This is a genomic window from Natronolimnobius baerhuensis (assembly GCF_002177135.1).
Classification (GTDB): Archaea; Halobacteriota; Halobacteria; order Halobacteriales; family Natrialbaceae; genus Natronolimnobius; species Natronolimnobius baerhuensis.
The window spans coordinates 1-24,690 of sequence record NZ_MWPH01000004.1; the positions used below are offsets into that span (position 1 = coordinate 1).

Here is a 24,690-nt window from a genome sequence, read left to right on the forward strand (position 1 = left end):
CAGAGCGGCGAGGTGCCTCCCGTACCCATCCCGAACACGGAAGATAAGCTCGCCTGCGTATCGGTTAGTACTGGAGTGGGCGACCCTCTGGGAACGCGGATTCGCCGCCCCATTCATACTTTCATATCGCTTCACAGAGCGACGGCAGTGCTCTGTGGAGCTTTTTGTATGCCTTTTGGGCAGTCGTTTTTGGAACGTCGATACCGCGAGATCCCGTTAATTGAGAGAAAAGCGTTGTTCACAGAACTCCGATGAGTTTGGCGAACAGTACTGTTCTCCCAGTTCCTACTGAGTAAAAAACCCGATAGCGTCAATCGGTTTTGGCCTGCAGTTCAGGGTCTGACTGGCTAGACCAGTTGGATAATATTTCCGTTCGTCGTCGTATGGAGGTCTTCTCCAAGTGTGTATCCCTTGTCCGATGCGAGATCGACATAGCCGGAGAACCCGCTGAGGTCCTGATGCGCAGGAATGATGTTCTGTGGCTGGAGTGCCTCGAGCATCGTGTAATGGCCTTCCTGACAAAGGTGGCCGGAGACGTGGATATCGGAGTAGACGCGTGCGCCTTGCATGCCGAGGAGTTTCTCGGCTTGATATCGTTGCCCTTCGTTGGTCGGTTCTGGGATTACGCGTGCGGAGAAGACTACCTTATCGCCCTCATCCAGTTCGTAGGGCGTTTCGCCACGGGCCATCCGGGTCAACATTGCGCGTGGTTCGCCCTGGTGACCGGTGACGACTGGCAAGTAGTTCTCTTTCCCATCGTTCATGATCTGCTCGAGTTTCTGTTCGATGGCGTGTCGATAGCCGACCATCTCGACATCCGATGGGAAATCGACGCCGATTCGTTTCGCCGTCCCGGAGTACGTCTCCATCGACCGCCCGAGCAAGAGCGGTTCACGGCCAATATCTCGCGCAAATTCGATGAGTGATTTTACCCTGGCGATATGGCTCGAGAACGTTGTGGCGACGATGCCGCCATCGTAATCTTCCATACTGTAGAGCGTGTCCCGAAGGTGCTCTCGAGCGACGCTTTCAGAGGGCGTGCGCCCTTTCTTGTTCGCGTTGGTACAGTCTTCGATGTAACAGAGAACACCGTTGTCTTCGCGGCCGAGTTCACGAAATCGCTCCATGTCGATTGGATCGCCGATGACGGGCGTGTGGTCCATCCGCTTGTCCAACCCGTAGACGATTGCGCCCTCGGGCGTGTGGAGTACTGGATTGATCGCCTGGATGATCGAGTGGGTGACGTTGACGAACTCGAGTTCACAGCCCTCGTCACCGATTGTCATCGTTTCGCCGGCTTCCATCTCGATGAGGTCGCTATCGGTGTCGAATTTCTGCTCTTCCTCGAGTTCGCCTTTGACGAGTTCGAGCGTGAACGGAGTTGCGACGATTGGTGCGTCGTACCGATGTGCGAGTTTACTGATTGCGCCGATGTGATCGAGGTGGCCGTGTGTCGGAACGATTGCTTGGACGTCACCCTCGAGGTCGTTCATGATCCGATCATCAGGGATTGCACCCATGTCGATCAGATCGAGGCTGTGCATTCCTTCGGTTCGAAGGTTATCGTGAATAAGGACTTTTGACAGATTAAGCCCCATGTCAAAGATCACGATATCAGAACCTGCACGGACAGCAGTCATTTGCCGGCCGACTTCTTCATACCCGCCGATTGTTGCAATTTCAATTTCCATTGATAGATCCGATCAGAGCTGTCCAGACGACGCAGCCGGTACGGCCACGAAATAGTGGAACGGGAACGTTCGTGAGATGTACACGCCGGGTATGCCCGTCGATGGGACTCACTCTAAAACGTCCGTCCCAACTGCATCGAGGACGGCGCTTCTTTCGGTTATCTGAACAACGGTCCTCCGCACCTAAGTATCCTCAGGTTATAGGCAGGAGAGACAACACCCGCCAGAACTGCGACCCTCGAGCAAACGAAGTTGTGATCCGCTCGAGGCTGACCAGTCAGCCCCTCCTTCTACACCGATGGACTCGAATGGTAGTGCTGCCGAGTCGCCACCGTTGTCAGAGGCACACACCCCGACTCGGCAACCGTTCACTATCGTAGCTATTGAAACTCACTGCACACCTGATCGCAGGATAGCGTTGCGATCTGTGTGTAACTCGTTTCAAAAGCTATGCTCTGCACCCAGATGTTTGCGGACCCATTGTGTGTGTGGTCCGTAAGCATGTGGGTGCGTTCGTCATAGGATCATCGACGAGTTGCTTTTTCGTTATAGTATGATAGTATGGAAAACGGAAATGGGAGGCCTTGTACTAGGTAGCTTATCTATTGTTGCTGGAGGATAACTGCCATGAGTATTCTATCCGGCTATAGCCCGTATTTGGACAAGTTCAGTTACCGACGTTGCGTTGGTTCATCAACCAAGAGAGACAATATAGTAGCCACTGCAAGGCAATGCATACCAGACCGAAGGATACCATGAGATCAGTGTATAACTCGTCTCAAGAGCTACTATCGCTCTCCGTGGACAATAGAGGACTCCGATCTCCTGTACGCCACGAACAACTCGATCTCTTGCAGCCATCGAACGGTTGACGACCCACATTGCTCCCGGACAGTGGTCATGCTCGTCGCTACAGTATCAGTTCTCATAGTAGGGGAATATATATTTTCAATAATACTAATATATAGGACATGTCCGTAGAACTGATGGGGCTGCCGAAACGGATTTCGAGTCGGCTACCCCACACATGCTGTACCACGCTGGACGCCACAGACTGCGCCCCGACAATGAAGTCCACCACGTTTTGCATTGTCTTTCATACTGCCGGACAAAACGAGTGGCAGCTGTTCAACCGAGCGGGGGTCGAAAATCGTCACTGACTGTTATGCAGTCGTATCACCATAGTCATGACTGGAATTAATCACACACCGCTCCGTTTCCGCCCCAGCAATCGCTTCTTTTATCATCTATGTGTGGGAATAGGAGCCATACATGGCTGATGCAACGGTAACCGTACACAGTGAAGCAGTTGTTGGGCACATTAATCCAGAGTTCCACGGACACTTTTCGGAACACCTTGGGCGATGTGTTTACGAGGGACTCTGGCACAGCGACAGCGCTGATGAGGATGGCTACCGTGAGGACGTCCTCGAGTTGATCAAGGATCTCGACATTCCTGTGCTTCGGTGGCCCGGCGGCTGTTTCGCGGATGACTATCACTGGGAAGACGGTGTCGGCCCGCAAGAAGACCGGCCACGGCGACGAAACCTCTTCTGGGCACAGGGTCCGGAGGAAGTTCCCGAAGAGTCCAACGCCTTTGGTACCGACGAGTTCCTGCAGTTCTGTGAAGCTGTTGGCACGGAGCCCTATCTGGCTGCTAACGTTGGCTCTGGCGATCCACAGGAGGCTGCTGACTGGGTCGAATACTGTAACTACGATGGCGACACGGAACTTGCAGACCGTCGACGAGAGAACGGTCACGACGACCCCTACGAGGTGAAATACTGGGGGCTTGGAAACGAAAACTGGGGCTGTGGTGGCCGGATGAGTCCTGAACAGTACGCCCGTGAATACCGGCGCTTTGCCACCTACGTCGGTACCCAGTCGGGACTGATGTTCGAGCACGACCTCGAGCTCATTGCCTGTGGCTTCGAACACCACGAATGGAATCGCCGCTTCCTCGAGGAGATTGCAGATAGTTCGTGGGGACCAGAGTTCCCGCTTGACCATCTTACCCTGCATCACTACTACGGCCAGACAATGACCGTCTCCGAGTCAGACGAGGACGACTACGATACGTTCCTCGCTGACGCACTCGAGACTGACGGTCATATCGAAGCGATTGCCGGCGCGATTGACGCTATCGCGACGACCCGTGACATCGGTGTCATCGTCGACGAGTGGGGTGCCTGGCATCCCGAAGCAGTCTCGGAAAACGGCCTCGAGCAGCCAGGGACGGTTCTCGATGCACTCTCTGCAGCGGCTGTCCTTGACATTTTCAATGACCACAGTGACGTGGTGACGATGTCGAACATCGCGCAGACGATCAACGTCCTCCAGTGTCTCGTCGAGACCGACGAAGACGAGGCGTGGGCGCGCCCAACCTACCACGTCTTCGACTCCTACGCGCCGCACAAAGGCAACGATGCGATTCAGACGTCGGTTAGCACGCCGACCCGCGACGTCGAGGATGATCGCGAACTCCCACTCGTGCAGGGATCGGCCTCAACTGATGGCGACGAGACGTTCATTTCACTGACGAACCTCGATTGCCGTGAGGAGCAGACAGTTGCAGTGACTGTCGAAGGCACAACGCCAGACGCGGTTGAAGCGACCCTGCTGTTTGGTGACCACGAACCGAGCGCAACGGTTACCCCGGACAACGCTGCCGAGTTCGAACCGGAAGCAACCGACGTGGATGTCGATGGGAACACGATTAGCGTCGACCTGCCGCCGGCGACGGTCGCGACGCTTACGCTCTCGTAGCGACGGCAGCGCTCGATTCGAACGCGAGTATAGTACAATTTATTGTCTTTTTCTATCAAATATATCTATTTTATAAAAAGTGTGGCACCTCCAGCATACGTCTCTATTGTGACGCTATTCACCTCACAATCAATTTCTGTGAATGAACAGTCGACTTATGCCGGTCGTCAACCCCTTATATACTACCACAATGTCCCGTCGTATCCTCACTCGAGTCATGAATCAGTTCACTGCCTCGAGAACGGTCGATGAAACGCACCAAGAGCCGGCAGAGTCACAACCAGTAACTGAACTGTACACCTGTACAACCTGTGATGAAACCTATATTAAATCCGACATGGAACAGTGCCCACAGTGCGACGAGGCGGTTGAGAAGACGCCAACGTTCGCTGAGTTGGGGCTTGGACCTGACTCCAGAACGTGATTGATACTGGGAATTTGTACTCGAGAGCGACAACGTCGCGTTCTTAGCATCGGTTTTCTGACTCTGTCTCAGTCGAAATCTCGAACCGAGCGCCACCTGTCGACCCGTCGGTGATCGTTAGTTCCCAGTCGTGTGAGTTGATGACCTCGGCCACGATATGGAGTCCGTAGCCGGTTCCATCGGCTGCCGTCGTATAGCCCGCATCGAAAATGTTGTCTCGAGTCGTCTCGGGAATCCCCGGGCCGTCGTCTTCGACGTAGAACCCCGTCTGCGTGTCGCCGACAGTGATTGTGACGTCCTCACCAACGTGTTCAACCGCGTTTCGGAACAGATTTTCGAAGACCTGCTGGAGTTGTTTCCGGTCGGCCTGAATCGTCTTCCCTGTCTCGGTAGTGAGCGTGGCTGTCTCCGTTGCGTTTGTCGTCCAACAGTCTTCGATGACCGACTCGAGGCTCACGGATTCGATTTCCATTGCTCGATCACCGACCTGAGCGAGTGCAAGTACGTCTTCGATGAGGGCGTCCATTCGCGTGAGTGCGTAGTCGATATCCTCTACATGCTCACTCTCACACTCGTCTTTGAGGAGTTCGAGACGACCCTGTGCGAGTTGGAGTGGATTTTGAAGGTCGTGGCTGACGATGCTCGTAAAGCGGTCCAGCCGTTCATTTCGCTCGAGGAGTTCCTGCCGTTGGGCTTTCTGTTCGGTGATATCGCGATCTATTGCGACGAATCGGTCGTTTCCCTCCAGATCGAGTCGGATAAGATGGATTTCGACGGGCATCGTCGTTCCGTCTGCACGCTCGAGTTCGCCTTCGAAGCGTCGTGGCGAATTCGTCGGGAGGGAGTTCCAGAACGGTTGCCCTCGCTCTGGACTGGCAGTTGGGTCCAACTCCCAGACTGCTTTGCCAATCAGTTCCTCCGCTGTGTAGCCGAGTTCGTTGCACAGTCGCTGGTTGACGTCACGGATGATACCCGCAGCGTCGTGGATCGCAATCATGTCTGGCGAGTGCTCGAGGAGAGCCTCGAGGCGTGCTGTTTGTGCGCGTAATTTTGATTCGTGGGTTTTCTCCCTCGTCACGTCGTTCTGGAAGCCGACGAAGTATTCGATCTCGCCATCGTCATCGAACAACGGAGCGATTCGGACACGATTCCAGAATTCGGTGCCGTCTTTTCGGTAGTTCCGAAGGTCAACAGTAACCGGTTTCTCGGCGTCGATTGCATCTCGGAGTCGACGTCGCGGCTTGTCGGCTGTTCGCTCTCCCTGCAGAAATCGGCAGTTTCGACCGAGGACCTCGTCTTCGTCGTAGCCGGTGAGAGTGGTGAACTCGTTGTTGACGTAAATGAGTGGATTGTCTTCGGCCGTGGGGTCGGTAAGTGAGATACCAATCGGGGCTTTGTCCATTGCACGTGTCTTCACTGTCAGTTCTGTTTCGACGGCTTCGTCCGGCGTTGGATCCGAGAGCGTGCAAATGAGCGACCCATCATCTGTGTACGACAGGGTGTGCTCAACAGTGATTCCGTCTCCATCGCGTCGCCGTAGTCTCGTCTGGCCCTGCCAACGCCCTTCTCGTGCTGCAGGGAGTACCTCGTTGTAAATCTCGTCGGTGTTATCATCGTAATAGAGTATCTCCCAGTGTTCACCGACGAGGTCCTCGCGTTCATATCCAAGCAGGTCTGCATACGTCGAGTTCAGATACTCAATTTGGCCGTCTTCGCTCAAAATTGCGATGCCGTCATGAGCTGTCTCAATTGCCTCAAGTCCACGATTGAGGTGGCGATCAGCCCAGTAGTGTTCGACCGCGTTCTGGATCCGATTGGCAAGAACGGTGTACTGTTCAGACCCACCGCCTTTCTGGAGATACTCCGTGACGCCGGCAGTGATCGCTTCACTTGCAATCTCTTCCGAGCCTTTTCCCGTAAAGAGAATAAACGGCAGTTTCGGATTCTCCTCACGAACATGATGGAGTACCTCGAGTCCGTTCAGTACCGGCATATCGTAGTCACAGACAACGCAATCAAACTCGAGGGCTCCCGAATGAAGTGTTGTGAGCGCCTCCTGTGGGTCCGTTTCAGTGTGGACGGTAAATGCCTCACGTTCGCGCTCGAGGAACGTTGCGACGAGATCCGCAAAGCTTTGATCGTCTTCGATGTGCAGGATGTGGATATCTGCGACGTCAGGGCCGAGAACTGAGGGGGTGGGTGAGAAGTTCGCACACATAGGAACGTGACTGATAGTGTGAATACTTGCAACAGCAATATAAATGCCTTGCCTCACACAGGTTGACTCCGGTTAGAAAACAATCACAAGCGGTAGCTGGCAATTTCATCGGAGTTACAGTGTGGACACGACTCAGTCTCGGCCTCAAGGGTTGTCCCACAGCGTCGAACTCACACAGGCTCGTGGCCTCTCGTGCTCCCGTCAACCGCTGTTTCAGTCGGTGAAACAGATTGGTGTTCAACTCGTGAGCGTCTCGACCGGTCGATATAGTAACAACTGCAACGAGTTACACACTGTTCGAACAACTGTCGTGCGATTAGGTGTGCACAGACTTTCAGTGGCTAGTATAGTAGTGACGATTTCGATGTCAGACTTATTTGAATAGAATAAAACCAATCTGATATAAGTTTATATTGGAGGGGTTTTGTGCTCGAGAGAGTTGACAGAATTCTCCAATCAAAACTCGGAGGAAAGTGAGTTTAAGTAGTGTTTGTATATCTCCATCTCAGAGTAAAACATAAAATATTCGTTATTTTTCTAATTATGCTATATTTCTTAGCAATACCTGCTGTATCGACTGGGGAAGCATAATCGATACGTATTCGTGTCGCCGTCGCGGTGTACGTAGCGGATAGCGATCAGTCGATGGAATGGCGATATCGTGAGACTGTGCTGGCGCTGTGTACGCTTGCGTTTTTCGTGACGATGGTCGGTCGGCTGGCGATCAGCCCCGTCCTTCCCGATATCGTCTCCACGTTTTCGACGACAAACGCGGTCGTCGGCCTCTCGTTGACGGGAATGTGGCTTGCCTACGGACTAGCCCAATATCCGAGTGGGTTGCTGGCTGACCGATACGGCGAGCGACTGATCATCCTCATCGCCGTCGGTGGAACAGCGGGTGCGGCCTTGCTAGTCGCACTGGCACCCGCGTTGTGGCTGTTTTTCGGCGCGACGGTCCTTCTTGGCGGCGTTGCTGGGTTACACTACAGTGTGGCAACTGCCTTCCTCGCTCGCACCTACGAATCGGTCGGCACTGCAATCGGTGTTCACAATGCCGGCGGGACCGTCGCTGGCCTGGTCGCTCCGATTGCCGTCGCGTGGCTCGCCGTCCAATTTGGCTGGCGCGTGGCGGTGGGAACCGTCGCCATTGTTGGTATTCCCGTCGCCGTTGTCTTCGCCTTGAAGATTCGCTCACCCGAGCCGCGGTATCCCGAGACGCCACTTCGAAAGCGAGTTGACCCAGAGACTGCCAGCGCAGTCCTCACGCGGCCAGCGGTTGCGTTCACCCTCCTCATCTCCATCGTCGGTGAGTTCGCCTGGCAGGGGACAGCATCGTTCCTCCCGACGTTTCTCATCGAGCACCACAACGTCTCAACCGCGCTCGCTGGAGCGATTTTCTCGGCGTACTTCGTCGTTCAGGGCGTTGCCCAGATCGGCGTCGGTGCCGTCTCGGATCGGGTTGGACGAGACGGCACTCTCGCCGCCTGCCTGTTCGCTGGTGCCGTTGGCTACGGTATTCTCATCGCGATGTCTGGTCTCGGATGGCTGCTCGTCGGCGTCGCACTGCTGGGTGTTGCGATGAGCTTCGATGCGGCGTCGATGCCCCGCTTTTTCCGTGCGTTTTCGACGGCCGAACGAAACACCAGTTTTGGTCTCGTTCGAACGATCTACATGATCATCGCGGCGACTGGGTCAGTCGTCGTCGGTGCACTGGCCGATTTCGCCGGCTGGTCCATCTCGTTTGGTGTCCTCGGTGGACTCCTCACGCTCGTCGGCGTCGCAATCGTACTCAACTGGCTGTTCGACTGGGGGTACTGACCCGCCCAAGCCCATTCGAGAGGCCAACCGACTCGAGCAGGCACGTCCCTGTCACGGTGACTCTCCGTGCATCTCCTCGTACCGCCATTGGTATGAGTCGGGCATCACCTCTCGGTCGCCGTCGAAGAAGGGCTTGGGATCCGTCCCGCACTGGATGATGACGTTTCCCCAGGGGACGTACGCGCCGGTCCGGACGATGGCTTTCGCCTCCGAGCCGTGAGCGAGCACGTCTTCGTGTGGAATCGTCTCGAGGTCGGTCCCCGTGTCTCCATAGAGGTCCTGCAGGCGCTCGTCCATCTCGGGATTGTTCTCCGGGACGGCGTCTGCGTAGGTGACGGTTTCGGGGATCAGTTCGCCGTGGATCGCCTCGAGAACCTCGTAGAGACCTGGAACACCCCTGGTGAGCGCGAGGTCGATCCGCCAGGCGTCTTGCGGGATGGGAAAGCCCGCGTCGGTGACGATGAGGGTATCCGTATGCCCCATACTTGCGAGTGCGTGATTCAACTCCGCGTTGAGGATGCCGTGTTCGTCTCGTTTCATGTTGGCTCTTCTCACGATATATTGTGCCACAGTCTCCTTGAAGCTATTCCCAGGCAGGGCTGCTGTCGCCGGTGTGGGTTGCTATCCCATAACGTTTTCTCGCTTCACCGAATTGGAGTAGGTGTTCTATGCCAAGAGAGCCAAGCGACGTGGCCGGAACGATTCAACACACCAACGTCAACCCGTCCGCCACTGAGGACGATATCCGAACGCTCTGTGAGGAGTGTCTCGAGTACGGGTTCGACGGCGCAATGGTGCAGGCGTGTTGGGTGCCGTTCGTGCGCGAGCAACTCGCCGGGAGTGACGTCACCGTCTGTTCGGCAGTCGGGTTTCCGATGGGCGGCGACAGGCCGCTGTCGAAGGCGATGGCAATTCGCGACGTCGTCGCTGCCGGGGCCGAGGAAGTCGATGTCATGCCGAACATCGGCTTCGTCAAGTCCGGGCGCTTCGATGAGGTCGGCCGCGAAATGGAACTCATCGTCGAGGCCAGCGGCGATGCAACGTGCAAAGCCATGCTCGAGCTCGGCGCGCTGACCGACGATGAAGCCGAACAGATCGCTGACCTCGCAATCGACGCTGGCTTCGACTACATCAAGAACTCGAGTGGCTGGGGAGATGGCGGGAAGGCAACCGTCGAACGAATCGAGTTTCTCAGCGAGCGCGTCGACGACGACACCCGCGTCAAAGCGAGCGGCGGCATCAAATCGCTCGAGGATGCAACCGAACTGCTCGATGCTGGGGCGGCGCTTCTGGGGGCCTCGAGCGGCGTCGAAATCGTAAGCGGAGGGGTTGGTGATGGGGAGTACTGAGTCGGCCCCGGAGACGCCGTCCATCGCGGTTGTCGGGAGCTACAACGTGGGCCTGACGATGCGTGTCCCGCAGTTTCCCGTCCCCGGCGAGACGGTTATCGGCGAGGGATTTGCCGAGGGGCCGGGCGGGAAAGGGTCGAATCAGGCAATCGCTGCGAGTCGGCTCGGCGCGGATACCACGTTCGTCGGACGTGTCGGAACCGACCGCTACGGCGACGATGCGTTCGATCTCTGGGAGCGAGAAGGAATCGACACCGCGCAGGTCGGCCGTGATCCGAACGCGCACACGGGAGCCGGCTTCGTGCTCGTCGACGCCGACGGGGAAAACGAGATTACGGTCGCACCCGGCGCGAACGCCGAACTGTCTGCCAAACACGTCGATGATGCCGCCGATGCTATCGCCGCCAGTGACGTCTTGCTCGTCCAGTTAGAGATCGAGACCGATCCCATCGAGCGCGCACTCGAGGTCGCCGTGACTAACGATGTCGAAATCGTGCTGAATCCGGCACCCGTCCGTGACATCGACCAGGCACTCCTCGACCGGGCGGAGTACGTCACACCGAACCAGAACGAGGCGCGGTCGCTTGCGGGGATCGATCCGGACGACAAGCATACGGACCGCGAGGTTGCCAAGCGGCTTGCCGACATGGTCGATGGGACGGTCGTGATGACTGTCGGGAGCGACGGCGCACTGGTCGTCGACGAGACGGTCCAGACCGTCGAGGCACCGTCGGTCGAGCCAGTCGACACCACCGGTGCGGGTGATGCGTTCAACGGCGGGTTCGCCGTCGGACGTGCGGAAGGGATGACCCAGAACGAGGCGGCTCGCTTCGCGTGCGTGACGGGCGCGCTGACCGTGACCGCGTCAGAGGTCGTGCCCGGATTACCTGTACGGTCAGCTGTCGATGACCGACACTCCAGTTGACGTTCCTCGTGCGCTTTCAGCTAGGTATCACACACAAACTTACCTAAAGACTCGTGGTATCAACACTACTTGTCGTAAAATAAACGGCAAACAGTCGAATTTCCTTCGTTGTCTATAGGTAACGTCTATAGGTTATCGGCAGTCAACTGTGATAATAACAATATTTATTATGATAGTCCCGGTTGTCTGTGCTATGCCACCGGATGACAAGAGCCGGGTCAATATACGGCTCGGGAAGGGAGTGTCTCGGCGAGATATCATGCGTCAGGTCGGTGCAGCGAGCGCAGTCGGGGCAGCTGCTGGGCTCGCGGGCTGTACAGACCTCGTCTTTCAGGAGGACAGCGACGACGATGACTCGCCGGCGGGCAGCGGTGGTGGGAACGGCAACGGCGACGTCCCAGACTACCAGCTCGTCGAACTGATTCCGCCACCGACAGAGCTCGACTACGAGAGCGAGTGGGAGGAGATGGACGTCAGCATGGTCACCCACGATGCTGCCACGTCGTTCTTCGATCCTGCAATCGCCGGTTTGCACGACGCCGCCCAGCAACTCGGCTGGAGTGCAAACTTCACCGGCCCAACTGGCGGCGAAGACGTCGAAGAACAGGTTCAGATCCTCGAGTCGACAGTCGACGCGGGGCCGGACGTGATCATCACGACGGTGATCGACGAGAACGCCTACGACGCGGTGATTCAGGAAGCCCTCGACAACGACATCGTCGTGATGTTGTACAACACCAACGCCTGGACGGTCGACGACATGCAAGATCGGTTCGACCGAACGCTGCCCTACACGGGACAGGACAACTACGCTGCGGGCTACGTCGTTGGCCTCGAGGCGGCTGACCGACTCGAGAGTGACGACGGGCAAGTGACAATCGCAACCTGTTGTCCCGGCCACTCTGCGCTGGGTGATCGAGCCGATGGTATCGAAGCCGCCCTCGAGAACGAGACGGATGTCAGCACCGAGGTGCTCGACATCACGGACGACTCCAACGAGGGTATCACCCGACTTGAGGATCACATCACCGCTGAAGAAGACGTTATAGCGATCCTCGGCACCGACGCCTACACGTGGTTTATCGCAGAGGCGCTTGAGGCCCAGGGTGTCGAAGACGAAATTATGGGCGGCGGATTCGACCTCGAGGAACCGACGATGGAGGCCATCGAAAACGGAATCATGGAGTTTACCATCGGACAGGACCCGTACTCGCAGGGGTACGTCCCGACGATGCTCGCGTGGCTCTACATGGAGCGGGGCATTCCGCCCAAAGACTACCGAACCGGTGCGGAAGTTATCGACCAGGAGAACATCGACTTCGCCTTAGAGCGCGATGACTGGTCGACGCTGATGAGCTGGCAGGACGACAACTACTAGCGCGTCCGCCAGATTTTATCTCAGACACCTATAACATGAGTTCCAATTCACCCGTTATTCGGACGAAAGGGCTGACGAAAGAGTTCGGCACGATCACTGCCGTCAACAACGTCGATTTCAGCGCCGAGGAGGGCGAGATCATGGCAATCGTTGGCGACAACGGTGCTGGCAAATCGACGCTGATCAAGATGCTTTGTGGCGTCCTCGAGCCGACCGCGGGCGAGATCTTCGTCAGAGGCGAGAGCGTCTCCTTCGACGATTATAATGATGCACGACAGATGGGCATCGGCACGGTCTATCAGGACCTCGCATTAACACATAGCCAAACCGTTGCCTCGAACGTCTTCCTCGGAAACGAACCGACCAGGGACGGCATCGCCGGTCGGTTCGGGTTGGTTGACAAAGAGCGAATGAACAGAGAGGCCGCGGAGGCACTCGAGAAGGTGAAAATTCCAGTTGATCCGAACTCACAGGTGAGAAACCTCTCGGGCGGCCAACAGCAGGCAGTCGCAATCGCTCGCGCGCTCCAGTTCAATCCGGATATCCTGATCATGGACGAGCCGACGAGTGCACTCTCGATTGAGGGTGTCAGAAACGTCCTCAACGTCGTCAACACGCTTCGACAGGAGGGTATCTCGATCATCCTCATCAGTCACAACATCGAGGAAGTACTGGGGATCGCCGACCGGATCTCGGTGCTCCATCAGGGCGAACTCATGGGCGTGCTCGATGCGAAAACGTCCGACCGTGAGGACATCGTCCTCAAGATGATGGGCGGCAAAGAATCGAGCCAGGCAGCCCCACTCGAGGACATCAGAGACGATGGGAGGTCAACAGCATGAGCGAAGAGACCAGCAAGTCGGGCGGCGGTGGTGGCGGGTCACCCGCAACCGCACGCGGCCCGTCGTCGATTCTTGGACGGATCACCGCTCGCCGTGAAGCCGGTGTGTTGTTCGGCTTTATCGTTCTCTATGGCATTATCGCAGTGAGTCGGCCGGATATCTTCTTTAGCTGGGGAGATATTTCGGGTGTCACGTTCCGATTGTTCCGAACGGCATCGATCTACATCATCATCGGCATCGGGATGAGCTTCCTCATCATCAGCGGCGAATTCGACCTCTCGGTGGGGTCGATGTTCGCCGTTGGCGGCCTCTCGTTTGCCATGCTGATCCAGGACTTCCAGCTGACCGTCTTCGCGGCGATGGTCGTCGTCCTGTTGATCGCCGCCGGCGTCGGCGTGACCAACGGCGTGATCGTCACAAAGATCGGCGTGCCATCGCTGATCGCAACCATCGGGATGCTCAGCGTCCTCAGAGGGATTGCACTCTCGATCACCGACGGCTCCTGGGGTGTGCCGCGAGATAACGCCGCGATTAGCCTCCTCGGCGGCACGACCGATATCTTCGGCGTGAGCGTCGCCCATCAGGTGTTCTGGGCGATTTTGCTGGTAATCGCCTTCGGGTTCGTCCTTCATCAGACCCGCTTTGGCTACCACATCTACGCCGTCGGGGACGACCAGGACGCCGCCGAAAAGACGGGGATCAACGCCGACCGAGTGAAGATCCTGAACTTCGTCATCGTCGCCATGCTGGCGGCGTTCGCGGGGATGATCAGCATCTCCTACTACGGGTCGATGTTCGCCTCGAGTGGGGCGACCTACGAACTGCTGATCATCGCTGCGGTGGTCATCGGCGGGACGAACCTCTTCGGTGGCGAAGGGACGCTCTCGGGGATGGTCCTCGGGGCGCTCGTCATCGCCATCATCCCGCAGGTGCTCGTCTTGAACGGGATGAGCGTCGACATCCAGGAACTGCTGACCGGCGTCATCATCATCGTCGCCGTCGTCCTGGATATCATCTTCCGCGGGCGCTAACGCCCTCGGTCACTCGGTTTATCCACGCTGCAATTCATGGCTGCATTCAAACTCAGGCAACCGGCCTACACCGGCAAGAATCGCTGTGGAGCCTGCACCGCCGTCAACCTCGCGATCAGCGTGCTCGTTGGCGGTGTGCTCGCAACGATCTGGCCGATTGCGGGGCTCGCGTTCGTCGCGCTCGCACTCGTCATCATCTATTTGCGGGGCTACCTCGTCCCTGGGACACCGACGCTCACACAGCGGTACGTTCCGCAATCCGTCTTGAGCTGGTTCGGGAAACAGCCCGCCGTGGCGACCGAGGACGACTCGACGCTCGAGCCGAATCCAGACGGTAGCACGAGTGTCGACTCGGTTCTCGAGTCGGTCGTCGTCGACTGCGAAGAGATCGACGATCTCTGTCTCGAGGAGTCGTTCCGAGCCGACTGGCGCGAGGAGATGGCCCGACTGCGCCGAACTGACGGCGGGACGGCACGCCTCGCGAACGAACTCGAGGTCGATCCGGACCGCCTCGAGACCGAGACGACCGAGAATCGATTCGCGGTCTCAGTCGATGGCACACAAGTCGCCCGTTGGAACTCGCGGCCGGCGTATCTGGCTGATATCGCCGCAATCGGCGTGCTCGGCGAGCGCGTTGCCGGTTGGGAGACGCTCGAGGAGGCCGACCGCAGCCGCACGCTTGCAACGCTTCGGTCGTTTCTCGAGCGCTGTCCCACCTGTGACCAGCCGCTGAACGCGGCCGACGAAAGCGAGCGATTCTGCTGTGGCGGCGAGCAAACGCTCACGCTCCAGTGTGAGACGTGTGAAGTTGCCGTCTTCCGGACGACGCACGCCTGAGACGGGACGGTAATCACTCCGCTGTGTCGTCCGCGTCGACGGCGATCACGTCGTTTTCGACAAGTTCGTCGACTTTTTCGTCCGTGTAGCCGCGCTCGAGTAAGACCGCACGCGTATCCTGGCCGAGCGCTGGCGGGGAGTGACGGACTTCACCGCCGCTTTTCGAGAGCGTTGCGGGGAAGCCGGTCGTCTTGAACGACTCGCCGTCGGGGCGCTCGAGGTCGAGTATCATCCCGTTGTGCTGGATCTGCGGGTCCGATTCGACCTCAGTTAGCTCGCGTGCGACGCTCGCCTGCACGTCGGCATCGACGAGGTTGTCGACGATTTCGTCGGCAGGGTGGTCGGTCGTATAGGTCTCGATTAGATCATGGATCTCGTCTCGGTTCTCGAACAGTTCCTGCTGGTCCTCGTACTCCTCGAGTGCGGGCAGGTCGAACGTCTCGGCGAGTCGATCCATGGGGGACATGCCAATCGCGACGTATCCGTCGCTGGCCTCGTAGATGCCGTAGGGCGGGTACAGGTAGGCGTGGCCATGTGTTTTGTCGCCGCGCGGGAGGTCCTCCTCGAGGTTCATCGCGAAGGTGAGTTCGTTACACTGGAGGTCGACGGCGGCGTTGAGCAGACTCGTCTCGACGCGCTGGCCCTCGCCGGTTCGTTCACGGTGATAGAGCGCCTCGGCAGTATGGAGCGCGGCCAGCGTGGCCGTGTGCTCATCGACGACGACAGTGCCGGCAGGCGTCGGCGGGTCGTCGCTGCGACCGGTGTAGGAGGTGAGCCCGGTCATCGCCTGATAGATGAGGTCCTGCCCCGGCCGGTTTGCGTACGGTCCCGTCGAGCCGTAGCCAGAGATTTCCACGTAGATGATGTCGGGGTTCAACTCGGTAACCGCCTCGTAGTTGAGCGAGAGTCGCTCCATCACGCCGGGGCGGAAGTTGTGGATCAGAACGTCTGCGTCCTCGATGATGTCCGTCGCAATCCCGTGGCCCGCGTCCGTTTTCAGATTGACAGCAACGCTTCGCTTATTCCGGTTCATCGTCAGGTAGCCCACGCCAGTTCCCTCGAGTGTCTGGCCGCGGTAGCTCATCGTCCGCTGTACCTCGCCGGCGGGATGCTCGAGTTTGATTACGTCTGCGCCCATATCTCCGAGCTTCTGGGCAGCCCATCCACCGGCCATTAGCTGCGTGAAATCGGCGACTGTAATATCCGCTAACGATTGCATACTGGTACTCATTCACATGCAGAGTGCTAAAGCATTGGGGTCTGCCCGAATCTGCCGTCTCGAGGCTTCAATTATCGACAAACGTGAATGCTCCGCGTTTGGGTATTCCAAACGATTATATGGGGAGTTACTGTCTAGCACAGATATGAGCGACGAACCAAAGAACCCGGTCAAGTCGATCCAGCGGGCGGTATCACTCCTGCACATCCTCAAAGAGACAGGGGGAGCGCGGATCGTCGACCTCGAGGAGCGCGTCGACCTCTCGAAGGCGACGATTCACAGCTATCTCGCGACGCTCGAGGAGGCGGGGTTCGTCCGGAAAGACGGCGTTACGTACCGGCTCGGGTTCGCACCGCTGACGTTTGGTGGGTACGTCCGTGATCACGATCCGCTGTACGTTGCGGGCCGTGATGGTGCAGACGAGATGGCCGAGCGAACGGGCGAACTGGTCGCGCTGATGACCGAGTGGAACGGCCGGTCGACGTATCTCTATCAGACATCAGGCGATCAGGCACTCGCGATGGATTCCCATCTTGGGGTTCAGTTGCCGATGCACTGTACCGCGTCTGGAAAAGCGATTCTCGCCGAATTACCTCGCGACCGCGTCGAGTCGATCATCGACCAGCACGGGTTGCCAGCCTGGACCGGCGCAACGATCACCGACCGGGAGCACCTCTTCGAGGAACTCGAGGACATTCGGTCACGCGGGGTCGCGTTCGACGACGAAGAGCGAATTACCGGGCTTCGCGGGGTCGGCGTGCCGGTCACCATTGACGACTCATTGCTCGGTGCCATTGCACTCGCTGGCCCTGTTAACCGACTCCAGGGGACACGCTACTGGGAAGATCTGCCGGAACAACTGACCAAGATCGAACGAATGATCGAGGTGAAAGCAATGTATCCGCCGGGATAGATCCATATTTGGCTATACCGAACGACTCCGTTTCCGTTTGCGATCTCTGCGACAACCTCGTACAGAATTACATCAGTACACATGTAATTGATCCCATCAGCGATGAGTGTAATCATCTGTTGTTCGGCTATTCCAAACGTCGTGTCATGGGTGTGTCCTTTTTATCCATGGGGCGCGAGTAGACGCGCATGTCTGCTCGCCGGACTGCACCGCGAATCGATGATGCATACACCTATCACGGCATCGACGCCGTTCTCCTCGAGAATTCTCAGCTTCGCATACTTGTCGTGCCCGGCAAAGGTGGAGATATTCTCGAATTCCGTGACAAACAGACCGACGTCGACGTTCTCTGGCACGCCGACCACGAGTGGACGCCACCCGATGCCGGGACGATTCCGGAGCCTGAATCTGCGTCTTGGCTCGATCACTACCCCGGTGGCTGGCAACTCAATCTTCCAATCGCTGGCACCGTCGCGGATGACGACCTTCCCTACGGACTTCACGGCGAAAGCGCGTTGATTCCGTGGTCGTACACGACTAACACCACCGACGATGCCGTGACCCTCGAGTTACAGACCGACCTGCTGCGCTACCCGTTCTCGCTCGAGCGCACGCTGACGCTCTCTCGCGGCGAGGCTGCACTCGAGATTACCGAGCGCGTGACCAACGAGGGTGGCGTCGACCTCGAGTACATCTGGCAACAGCATATTGCGCTCGGGCAGCCATTAATTGGGCCGGGAGCGCGACTCGATGTGCCGACTACTATGGGTCAGGTCGCGGAGTACCGGCCGGGCCACGAGAACGCGCGCCTGAAGTCCGGAGCAACCTTCGAGTGGCCCGAGGCACCCGGTACCGACGGCACGATGATTGACCTCCGCCAGTTCCCGCCGCTCGATTCAACGATTCACGACGTGGCGTACGCGACCGACCTCGAGGCGGGCTGGTTCGCCGTGACGAATCCCGACCTCGATGTTGGCTTTTGTTTCACGTTCCCCACCGATCCGTTCGAGTGTCTCTGGTACTGGCAACCGTTCGGCGGCCACGCCGAGGCCCCCTACTGGAATCGCAACTACAACGTCGGCCTCGAGCCAACGACTGCCTACCCAGCGGGCGACGTACCCGCCGCCCAGCGAGACAATGGGACGATGAAAACCCTCCGGGCGGGAGAGACGCTCGAGGCGTCGTTCGTCGCTCGAACCTATCATGGCGTGGAATCGGTGAGTGCAGTCGACCCCGATGGAACGGTCCACGAATGACTGTGAGACTGTGGCATAGATTGATTACGTTCGTCGGCGTAGCCTCCCTACCAGAGTTTCTGGTGTGTTATCATGACATGGACTGTCGCCGGCATCAACTTCGCTCACTTCCACATGGGCGATAACCTACGACTCGTCGAAGACCACCCCGACGCCGAACTCGTTGCCATCTGTGACGAAGACCCCGAAGAGTCGACGCTCGGACTCGAGGACACCGCACAGGAGTTCGACATCCCCGACGACCGCGTGTATCGAGATCATCAGGCGTGTCTCGAGGAGACCGATCCCGATATCGTCATCCTCTGTCCCGTTCCCTCGGAGCACGCTGACTGGGTCGAGAAAGTCGCCCCCTACGGCGTGAACGTCGTTCTCGAAAAGCCGTTCGCAACCTCGGTCGAAGACGCCGACCGCATCCTCGAGGCGATGGCCGAGGGCGGCGGCAAACTCGCGGTCAACTGGCCGCTTGCGTGGTACGAATCCCACCGGACGGCAAAGCGCGTCCTCGACGAGGGAGCCATCGGCGACGTTCGCGAGGTCCACTACTACGACGGCAACAAGGGCAGCGGCCGCTTCACGCAGGTGGAGTACACCGACTCGGGTGAACTGCACTTCGCGGGTGACGATCTCGAGGATACCGACGAGGCCGCCGCGACCTGGTGGCATCAGGCCGACCGCGGCGGCGGCTCGCTCAACGACTACCTCGGCTACGGCGTCACTCTCGGCACCTGGTTCCGCGACGGCGAACTTCCGCTCGAGGTGACGACCGAGACGCATACGCCCGAGTGGTCGCCGGTCGACACTCACAGCATCACAATCGCGAGCTACGAACACGGCCTCTCGAAGTACGAGACGCGCTGGGGGACGTTTACAGATCCGTGGGTCCACCAGCCCCAGCCGAAGTGTGGGTTCGTCCTCGTCGGCACTGAGGGAACGATTGCGAGCTACGACTACGAGGAGACCATCCGCGTCCAAGACGACGACCATCCCGATGGCTACGACATCGAGGTCGACCCGCTCGAGGCACCCCTCGAGAACGTCATCCAGTACCTAATTGACCGCCTCGAGAACGATGAACCGGTCGAGTTCCCGCCGTTGAACCCCGAACACTGTCGAGAAGCCCAGCGAATCATCGACACCGCCCACCTGAGCGCCGAGCGCGGCGAGCGAGTAGAACTCGTGGGGGACCAATGAGCGACGACGAGGACACCTACGGCATCGCCGAGATCGCCGATCTCGAGGAGATTGCCCCGCCCGACCTGCCGTACAAACCGACGCCCATCGACGACTCGCCGCCAATCGCGCTCATCGGCACCGGCGGCATCGCCGAACAGCACCTCACGGCGTACCGCGATGCGGGCTACGACGTTCGCGTGCTGTGCAACCGAACCCGCGAGCGCGCCGAGGAGTACCGCGAGGCGTTCTACCCCGACGCCGACGTCACCACCGACTATCACGAGGTACTCGAGCGCGACGATATCGCCGTCGTCGACGTTCTTCCGCACCCGGCCGACCGCGCACCAATTCTCGAGGACGCACTCGAGGCGGGCAAGCACGTCCTCAGTCAGAAGCCGTTCGTCGTCGACCTTGAGTTCGGCGAGCGACTCGTCGAACTGGCCGACGAGCGCGGCGTCAGACTTGCGGTGAACCAGAACGGCCGGTGGGCACCCCACTGGAGTTACATCCGCCACACAATCGCCGAAGGGCTGATCGGCGACCCACACGGCATCCACTGTAGCGTCGACTGGGATCACAACTGGATCGCCGACACCGAGATCAACGAGATCGACCACGCCGTGCTCTACGATTTCGCAGTCCACTGGTTCGACATCGTCACCTGCTTCATGGGTGAGGCCGAGCCGACGCGAGTCTACGCATCCTACGAACCCTCGCCAACCCAGCAGGCCGACCCGCCGCTGCTTGGGCAGGCGGTCATCGAGTACGAGAACGCACAGGCGACGCTGTCGTTCGACGCCGACACGCCCGTTGGCCCGGAAGACCGAACCACCGTCGTCGGCACGCGCGGCACGATCAGAAGCGAAGGACCGGATCTCGAGCAGCAATCAGTTCGGCTCTACACCGAGGAGGGCTACGCGGAGCCCGATCTCGAGGGAACGTGGTTCCCCGATGGCTTCCACGGTGCGATGGCCGAGTTGCTGTCCGCCATCGAGGAGGACCGCGAGCCGTCGAACAGCGCTCGAAACAACCTCCGGACGCTCGAACTCTGCTACGCGGCGGTCGCGAGCGCCGAGGACCACGAGCCGGTAGTTCCGGGGTCGGTGCGACAACTGCGGGGAACCTGACTGCTCACGAGGGAAACAGCGTTGCCCGGTCGAGTTTCCCCGTCCGCGTTCGCGGCGGGTCCTCGAGCACCTCGATCTCGTGAGGCGTCTTGTGCGGCCCGAGGCGGTCCCGGACGTGCTGGCGAAGGTCATCCTCGAGCGTCGTCTCCTCGTTCGCCTCAGCCGGCGTCTCCACGTCCGTCTCGAGCAGGACGTACGCGACGATCCGTTGGCCGCGCTCCTCGTCCGACACCCCGCCGACGGCGGCGTTTGCGACTGTCGGGGCGCGACAAAGTGCGGCTTCGACCGCCGTTGGACTGACCCGGTACCCCGAGGAGATGATCAGGTTGTCGGCCCGACCCGCGAAGGTCACGTAGCCGTCTTCGTCCAGCCGTGCCAGATCGCCGGTGAGATACCAGCCGCCGTCATAGCACTCCTCGGTCGCCTCCTTATCACCGAGATAGCCTGCAAAGAGGACGGGATCAGAGCGCTCGAGTGCGATCTGGCCGACCGATCCCGGTTCGACCGGCTCGAGGTCCTCGTCGAGAATCGCACACTCGTGGCCCGGATAGATCCGGCCCATCGAGTCCGGTTTCGACTCGTAGAGCACCTGACAGTCTCCGATCATCGCGTTCGCTTCCGTCTGGCCGTAGGCCTCGTTGACCACGATAGCCAGTTCGCGTTCGGCCCACTCCTTGACGGGTTCGGGCAGCTTCTCGCCGCCGCACATCACGACCTCGAGTGCGTCGAGATCGCCCGCACTCGGCTCCGTTTCCTCCCGGATCTGCCACATCGCCGTCGAGGGCATGAACGACCGACTCACGTCGAATCGCTCGAGCAATGCGAGGGCGTCGGCGGGGTCGAACCCGCTCCGGCGCACGCTCGAGACGACGGTCCCGCCGCAGGCGAGCGTCGGGAAAACGGCGTCGAACAGCGACCCCGCCCAGGCCCACTCGGCGGGCGTCCAGACGCGTTCTCGGTGCTCGTCGCCGAAGCAGTGAAACCAGCACTGATAGCCCGGCAGCGTCCCGATGAGGTACTGGTGGCGCTGGACCACTCCCTTGGGCGTTCCCGACGTTCCGGACGTGTAGACGATGATCGCCGGCTCGTCCGGCTTCGTCGCGACGATCTCGCTCGAGCGATCACTCGAGACGCGGTGGGCGAACGCGCCGAGGTGTCGGTTGGGGCCGTCGTAGGCTTCGGCCTCGAGGTCGACGACGAGTTCGGTCGGCAGGTCGGCAGCCGCCACTGGCTCTTCGATCTGGTCGTAGACCGTCGCATCGGCGAGCAGCGCGCTGGCGTTGCTATGCTCGAGGCTGTGTGCGAGCGATTCCTGACCCAGCAACACCGAGAGCGGCACCGCGAGACAGCCGATTCGATAGGTCGCCAGATGGGCGACGAGCAGTTCGGGCGACTGGGGAAAACAGAGCGCGATCCGATCACCGGGCTCGAGGCCGGCCTCGCGGAGCTGTGCGCCGAGTGCGCTCGCGGCGTCGTCCAGTTCGGCGTAGGTGAAGCGGTGCGCTCGGCCGTGATCGTCTCGATGCACCAGGGCGGTCAGGTTCCGCGCCTCGCCGGTTTTGTGCGCGCTCTCGGCCAGGTTGTAGGTTTCAGGAAGGTCCCACTCGAAGTCGGCGTGCACGTCCGCGCCGGTGTCGAGTGACTCCGCGCTCGGAAACGAATACCCCACAGGCATGCCAGCAGCGTACGACGTAGTGCGGTATGTAGCTTGCGTCCGGTCGGCCCAGACCTGTCCTGGGTGCGTCAGCGCCGATGGCTCTATGTACCATACTGACAATGCACACGTATGGAGGCAGACCACCTGTTACTCGAGCGAGCGCCACCGATCCAGCGAATCACCTTGAACCGGCCTGACCGGTTGAACGCCCTCGCAACGCAGACCTGGGCAGAACTCCGTGATGCGTTGCGCGAAGCCGACGAGGACGACGAGATACGGGTGATCGTCCTCGGCGGGGAAGGCCGGGCGTTCTGCTCGGGCGACGATATCGCCGACTTCGAGTTCGAGACGACGGCGGACGCTCGCGCCTACGCCAGACACATCATGTCCTGCGGGCTGACCATCGAACGGATCGAGACGCCAGTGATCTCGAGCGTCCACGGGCTTGCCCACGGCGGCGGCTGTGAGATCGCCGCCCTCGCCGACGTGACGATTGCGAGCGAGGAGGCGACGTTCCGGCTTCCCGAAGCGCTCGTCGGTGCCGTCCCCGGCATCGGCCTCGTTCGCTTTCCCGAACTCATCGGTCTCAAACGGACGCGCGAACTCATGCTGACTGGCCGCGAATTCGACGCGACAGAGGCCCACGACATCGGGCTCGTCAACGAGGTTGCCCCCGCCGACGAACTCGAGGATGTCGTCGACTCGCGGGCCGAAGACGTCGCTCGAACCGCACCCGTCTCGGCCCAACTGATCAAGCGCATCCTCAACTCGAGACTCGAGGACGAAGCCGAAGCCGTCAACGCCCTCACGCTGATCTTCACGATGGACGACGCGGTCGAGGGGATGGAGGCCTTCTTCGACGGCCGGGAGCCAGAGTGGTCAGGGAACTGAGACGGACTGCTGAGAACTGACGGACAACAGTTCGTGTACCGCTATGGCCGGGTCCAGGCGACTCGGCCGTCGCGCTCGACGGTCTCGAGGTCGCCCCGCTCAACCAGCTCGCCGTAGTGGGCGGTGAGCGGAAACGCCAGATCCGCATCGAGGCCGAAGCTTCCGCGCCGGTCGACGACGGCCTCGATTGCCTCCTCGAGCGTGACGGGCCCGAGATCCTCGACGATCTCGAGGGCAAGCGTTTCGATTTCGGCGACGAAGTCCAGCGATTCGGCGACGAAGTCGTCAATCTCGTCGCCGGTGAGCACGTCGTAGTGGGTAAATGAGAGCTGGTCGGGCTCGAGGGAAGCGACGAGTTGGATCGTGTTTTCGTACTCGGGATAGAGGTAGTACGGCGGGGGCTGAAGGTACTCGCCCTCGGCGTCGTAGAGGCCGCGCCCAAAGAAGGCGTCGCCGCCGATCACCAGGTCGTACTCGGGGTCATAGAGTGCGAGATGGCCCTTCGTGTGTCCCGGTGTGTGAAGCACGCGAAGCTGTCTATCCTGAACGCGAATCGATTCACCGCCGCGCAGGCGAAGGTCCACCGGCTCGTCCGGCCCCATCATCCCGGTGAGCCAGTCGTAGACCTTCTGCTCGTAGGTCAGGTCGTGCTCGTCCGCGAACTGGCTGTAGCGCTCCTCGAGAATGCGGTCGACGCTTTCCATCAGCGGGGCGTCGGCGACGTGTCCTGCAATCGTTACGCCTGGACTGTGCTCGCGGAGTTCGTGGTTCCCGCCGAAGTGGTCGGCGTCGGAGTGGGTGACGACAGCAAGGGAGACATCTGCGAGTGACCAGCCCAGATCGACGAGAAACGGTTCGTAGACGGTCGTCGGCGCGTCCACGTAGCCGGGATCGACGAGAATCGGCCCCGTCGCCCCCTCGAGGACGTGATAGCCGTGGATCTTTCCGTCGGTGATCGTTTCGACCCGGTGGATGCCGGGTGTGAGTTGCGTCGCCTCGATGGTGGTGTCGGGATCGGCGTCTGGTGCCATGCAAATCTCCTCGTCGCGGCTTCGACACGAATCGTGATAAATGTATGTTCACACGGCACTCGAATCTGTTGCTCTCGCGTCTGTGCCCTCTCGAGCCGTCCGCGAGCGCTGCGTCTGGCTCGCGACGAACAGTTAAGTCCCACT

The 24,690-nt window shown here is 59.5% G+C and carries 19 protein-coding genes and 1 rRNA gene; 14 read left to right on the forward strand and 6 right to left on the reverse strand.

All coding sequences use genetic code 11. The annotated features are described in order from the left end of the window. Positions 1-113: ribosomal RNA gene (gene rrf / locus B2G88_RS16365) — 5S ribosomal RNA — on the forward strand; the annotation flags it as partial. Positions 114-347: 234 nt separating this feature from the next. Here the strand turns inward: rrf and B2G88_RS16370 are convergent. Continuing rightward, positions 348-1,691: an RNase J family beta-CASP ribonuclease gene (locus B2G88_RS16370; RefSeq protein WP_087715398.1), complete on the reverse strand. Its 1,344-nt coding sequence runs from the start codon at positions 1,689-1,691 to the stop codon at positions 348-350. A gap of 1,272 nt (positions 1,692-2,963) precedes the next feature. Here B2G88_RS16370 and B2G88_RS16375 point away from each other — a divergent pair. After that, positions 2,964-4,457 carry an alpha-N-arabinofuranosidase gene (locus B2G88_RS16375; protein ID WP_054861913.1) on the forward strand — a complete coding sequence of 498 codons (1,494 nt, stop codon included), beginning with the start codon at positions 2,964-2,966 and terminating at the stop codon, positions 4,455-4,457. Between the two features lie 467 nt (positions 4,458-4,924). Here B2G88_RS16375 and B2G88_RS16385 read toward each other — a convergent pair whose 3' ends face one another. Further along, entirely contained in the window at positions 4,925-7,099 is a 2,175-nt protein-coding gene (locus B2G88_RS16385) for a PAS domain S-box protein (RefSeq protein ID WP_087715400.1), read from the reverse strand. A gap of 645 nt (positions 7,100-7,744) precedes the next feature. Here B2G88_RS16385 and B2G88_RS16390 point away from each other — a divergent pair. Further along, complete coding sequence (locus B2G88_RS16390) at positions 7,745-8,917, forward strand: MFS transporter (protein WP_087715562.1); 1,173 nt, start codon at positions 7,745-7,747, stop codon at positions 8,915-8,917. Positions 8,918-8,968: 51 nt separating this feature from the next. On the opposite strand, the gene rbsD is transcribed toward B2G88_RS16390, so the two are convergent. Beyond that, positions 8,969-9,457: a D-ribose pyranase gene (gene rbsD / locus B2G88_RS16395; protein ID WP_054861910.1), complete on the reverse strand. Its 489-nt coding sequence runs from the start codon at positions 9,455-9,457 to the stop codon at positions 8,969-8,971. A 128-nt stretch (positions 9,458-9,585) separates the two neighbouring features. Between rbsD and deoC the strand changes: the two genes are divergently transcribed. The 6 genes from deoC to B2G88_RS16425 all read left to right on the forward strand — a co-directional run bounded on the left by deoC (position 9,586) and on the right by B2G88_RS16425 (position 15,279). Beyond that, complete coding sequence (gene deoC, locus B2G88_RS16400; protein WP_054861909.1) at positions 9,586-10,266, forward strand: deoxyribose-phosphate aldolase; 681 nt, start codon at positions 9,586-9,588, stop codon at positions 10,264-10,266. Next, positions 10,253-11,191, forward strand: a complete 939-nt coding sequence (locus B2G88_RS16405; protein ID WP_087715402.1) for a ribokinase — start codon at positions 10,253-10,255, stop codon at positions 11,189-11,191. Before deoC ends, B2G88_RS16405 begins: the two co-directional genes overlap by 14 nt. A 193-nt stretch (positions 11,192-11,384) precedes the next feature. Continuing rightward, positions 11,385-12,569: a substrate-binding domain-containing protein gene (locus tag B2G88_RS16410; RefSeq protein ID WP_217895829.1), complete on the forward strand. Its 1,185-nt coding sequence runs from the start codon at positions 11,385-11,387 to the stop codon at positions 12,567-12,569. A gap of 35 nt (positions 12,570-12,604) precedes the next feature. After that, complete coding sequence (locus B2G88_RS16415) at positions 12,605-13,411, forward strand: ATP-binding cassette domain-containing protein (RefSeq protein ID WP_087715405.1); 807 nt, start codon at positions 12,605-12,607, stop codon at positions 13,409-13,411. Then, complete coding sequence (locus tag B2G88_RS16420) at positions 13,408-14,442, forward strand: ABC transporter permease (protein WP_054861905.1); 1,035 nt, start codon at positions 13,408-13,410, stop codon at positions 14,440-14,442. The genes B2G88_RS16415 and B2G88_RS16420 overlap by 4 nt, the downstream gene beginning before the upstream one ends. A gap of 36 nt (positions 14,443-14,478) precedes the next feature. After that, the gene (locus B2G88_RS16425) at positions 14,479-15,279 is read left to right on the forward strand and encodes a hypothetical protein (protein ID WP_054861904.1); all 801 of its coding nucleotides are present in this window, start codon (positions 14,479-14,481) and stop codon (positions 15,277-15,279) included. A gap of 13 nt (positions 15,280-15,292) precedes the next feature. Here the strand turns inward: B2G88_RS16425 and B2G88_RS16430 are convergent, their stop codons facing one another. After that, on the reverse strand, positions 15,293-16,498 hold the full coding sequence (locus B2G88_RS16430) for a CaiB/BaiF CoA transferase family protein (protein WP_176393273.1): 1,206 nt from the start codon (positions 16,496-16,498) through the stop codon (positions 15,293-15,295). Between the two features lie 145 nt (positions 16,499-16,643). Between B2G88_RS16430 and B2G88_RS16435 the strand changes: the two genes are divergently transcribed. The 4 genes from B2G88_RS16435 to B2G88_RS16450 all read left to right on the forward strand — a co-directional run bounded on the left by B2G88_RS16435 (position 16,644) and on the right by B2G88_RS16450 (position 20,967). Next, entirely contained in the window at positions 16,644-17,411 is a 768-nt protein-coding gene (locus B2G88_RS16435) for an IclR family transcriptional regulator (RefSeq protein WP_054861901.1), read from the forward strand. Positions 17,412-17,599: 188 nt separating this feature from the next. Then, positions 17,600-18,667 (forward strand): DUF4432 family protein, encoded by a 1,068-nt coding sequence (locus B2G88_RS16440; RefSeq protein WP_087715410.1) that lies wholly within the window; start codon positions 17,600-17,602, stop codon positions 18,665-18,667. A gap of 72 nt (positions 18,668-18,739) precedes the next feature. Further along, positions 18,740-19,858, forward strand: coding sequence for a Gfo/Idh/MocA family protein (locus B2G88_RS16445; RefSeq protein WP_087715411.1), 1,119 nt, complete (start codon positions 18,740-18,742; stop codon positions 19,856-19,858). Then, a complete protein-coding gene (locus B2G88_RS16450) occupies positions 19,855-20,967 on the forward strand; it encodes a Gfo/Idh/MocA family protein (protein WP_087715413.1) in 1,113 nt (370 codons plus the stop codon). Before B2G88_RS16445 ends, B2G88_RS16450 begins: the two co-directional genes overlap by 4 nt. Positions 20,968-20,971: 4 nt before the next feature. Here B2G88_RS16450 and B2G88_RS16455 read toward each other — a convergent pair whose 3' ends face one another. Then, complete coding sequence (locus B2G88_RS16455) at positions 20,972-22,642, reverse strand: acyl-CoA synthetase (RefSeq protein WP_087715415.1); 1,671 nt, start codon at positions 22,640-22,642, stop codon at positions 20,972-20,974. Positions 22,643-22,753: 111 nt separating this feature from the next. Here B2G88_RS16455 and B2G88_RS16460 point away from each other — a divergent pair, with 111 nt between their 5' ends. Then, complete coding sequence (locus B2G88_RS16460; protein WP_087715417.1) at positions 22,754-23,515, forward strand: enoyl-CoA hydratase/isomerase family protein; 762 nt, start codon at positions 22,754-22,756, stop codon at positions 23,513-23,515. A gap of 41 nt (positions 23,516-23,556) precedes the next feature. Here B2G88_RS16460 and B2G88_RS16465 read toward each other — a convergent pair whose 3' ends face one another. Next, entirely contained in the window at positions 23,557-24,546 is a 990-nt protein-coding gene (locus tag B2G88_RS16465) for an MBL fold metallo-hydrolase (protein ID WP_087715419.1), read from the reverse strand. Between the last annotated feature and the right edge of the window lie 144 nt (positions 24,547-24,690).

Excerpts from the sequence above, each read along its gene's own strand:
- B2G88_RS16405 (WP_087715402.1), top strand. The coding sequence starts at position 10,253 with ATGGGGAGTACTGAGTCGGCCCCGGAGACGCCGTCCATCGCGGTTGTC.
- B2G88_RS16375 (WP_054861913.1), top strand. The coding sequence starts at position 2,964 with ATGGCTGATGCAACGGTAACCGTACACAGTGAAGCAGTTGTTGGGCAC.
- B2G88_RS16435 (WP_054861901.1), top strand. The coding sequence starts at position 16,644 with ATGAGCGACGAACCAAAGAACCCGGTCAAGTCGATCCAGCGGGCGGTA.
- B2G88_RS16465 (WP_087715419.1), bottom strand. The coding sequence starts at position 24,546 with ATGGCACCAGACGCCGATCCCGACACCACCATCGAGGCGACGCAACTC.
- deoC (WP_054861909.1), top strand. The coding sequence starts at position 9,586 with ATGCCAAGAGAGCCAAGCGACGTGGCCGGAACGATTCAACACACCAAC.
- B2G88_RS16450 (WP_087715413.1), top strand. The coding sequence starts at position 19,855 with ATGAGCGACGACGAGGACACCTACGGCATCGCCGAGATCGCCGATCTC.
- rbsD (WP_054861910.1), bottom strand. The coding sequence starts at position 9,457 with ATGAAACGAGACGAACACGGCATCCTCAACGCGGAGTTGAATCACGCA.
- B2G88_RS16445 (WP_087715411.1), top strand. The coding sequence starts at position 18,740 with ATGACATGGACTGTCGCCGGCATCAACTTCGCTCACTTCCACATGGGC.
- B2G88_RS16440 (WP_087715410.1), top strand. The coding sequence starts at position 17,600 with ATGTCTGCTCGCCGGACTGCACCGCGAATCGATGATGCATACACCTAT.
- B2G88_RS16430 (WP_176393273.1), bottom strand. The coding sequence starts at position 16,498 with ATGCAATCGTTAGCGGATATTACAGTCGCCGATTTCACGCAGCTAATG.
- B2G88_RS16370 (WP_087715398.1), bottom strand. The coding sequence starts at position 1,691 with ATGGAAATTGAAATTGCAACAATCGGCGGGTATGAAGAAGTCGGCCGG.
- B2G88_RS16390 (WP_087715562.1), top strand. The coding sequence starts at position 7,745 with ATGGAATGGCGATATCGTGAGACTGTGCTGGCGCTGTGTACGCTTGCG.
- B2G88_RS16460 (WP_087715417.1), top strand. The coding sequence starts at position 22,754 with ATGGAGGCAGACCACCTGTTACTCGAGCGAGCGCCACCGATCCAGCGA.
- B2G88_RS16410 (WP_217895829.1), top strand. The coding sequence starts at position 11,385 with ATGCCACCGGATGACAAGAGCCGGGTCAATATACGGCTCGGGAAGGGA.
- B2G88_RS16455 (WP_087715415.1), bottom strand. The coding sequence starts at position 22,642 with ATGCCTGTGGGGTATTCGTTTCCGAGCGCGGAGTCACTCGACACCGGC.
- B2G88_RS16385 (WP_087715400.1), bottom strand. The coding sequence starts at position 7,099 with ATGTGTGCGAACTTCTCACCCACCCCCTCAGTTCTCGGCCCTGACGTC.
- B2G88_RS16415 (WP_087715405.1), top strand. The coding sequence starts at position 12,605 with ATGAGTTCCAATTCACCCGTTATTCGGACGAAAGGGCTGACGAAAGAG.
- B2G88_RS16425 (WP_054861904.1), top strand. The coding sequence starts at position 14,479 with ATGGCTGCATTCAAACTCAGGCAACCGGCCTACACCGGCAAGAATCGC.
- B2G88_RS16420 (WP_054861905.1), top strand. The coding sequence starts at position 13,408 with ATGAGCGAAGAGACCAGCAAGTCGGGCGGCGGTGGTGGCGGGTCACCC.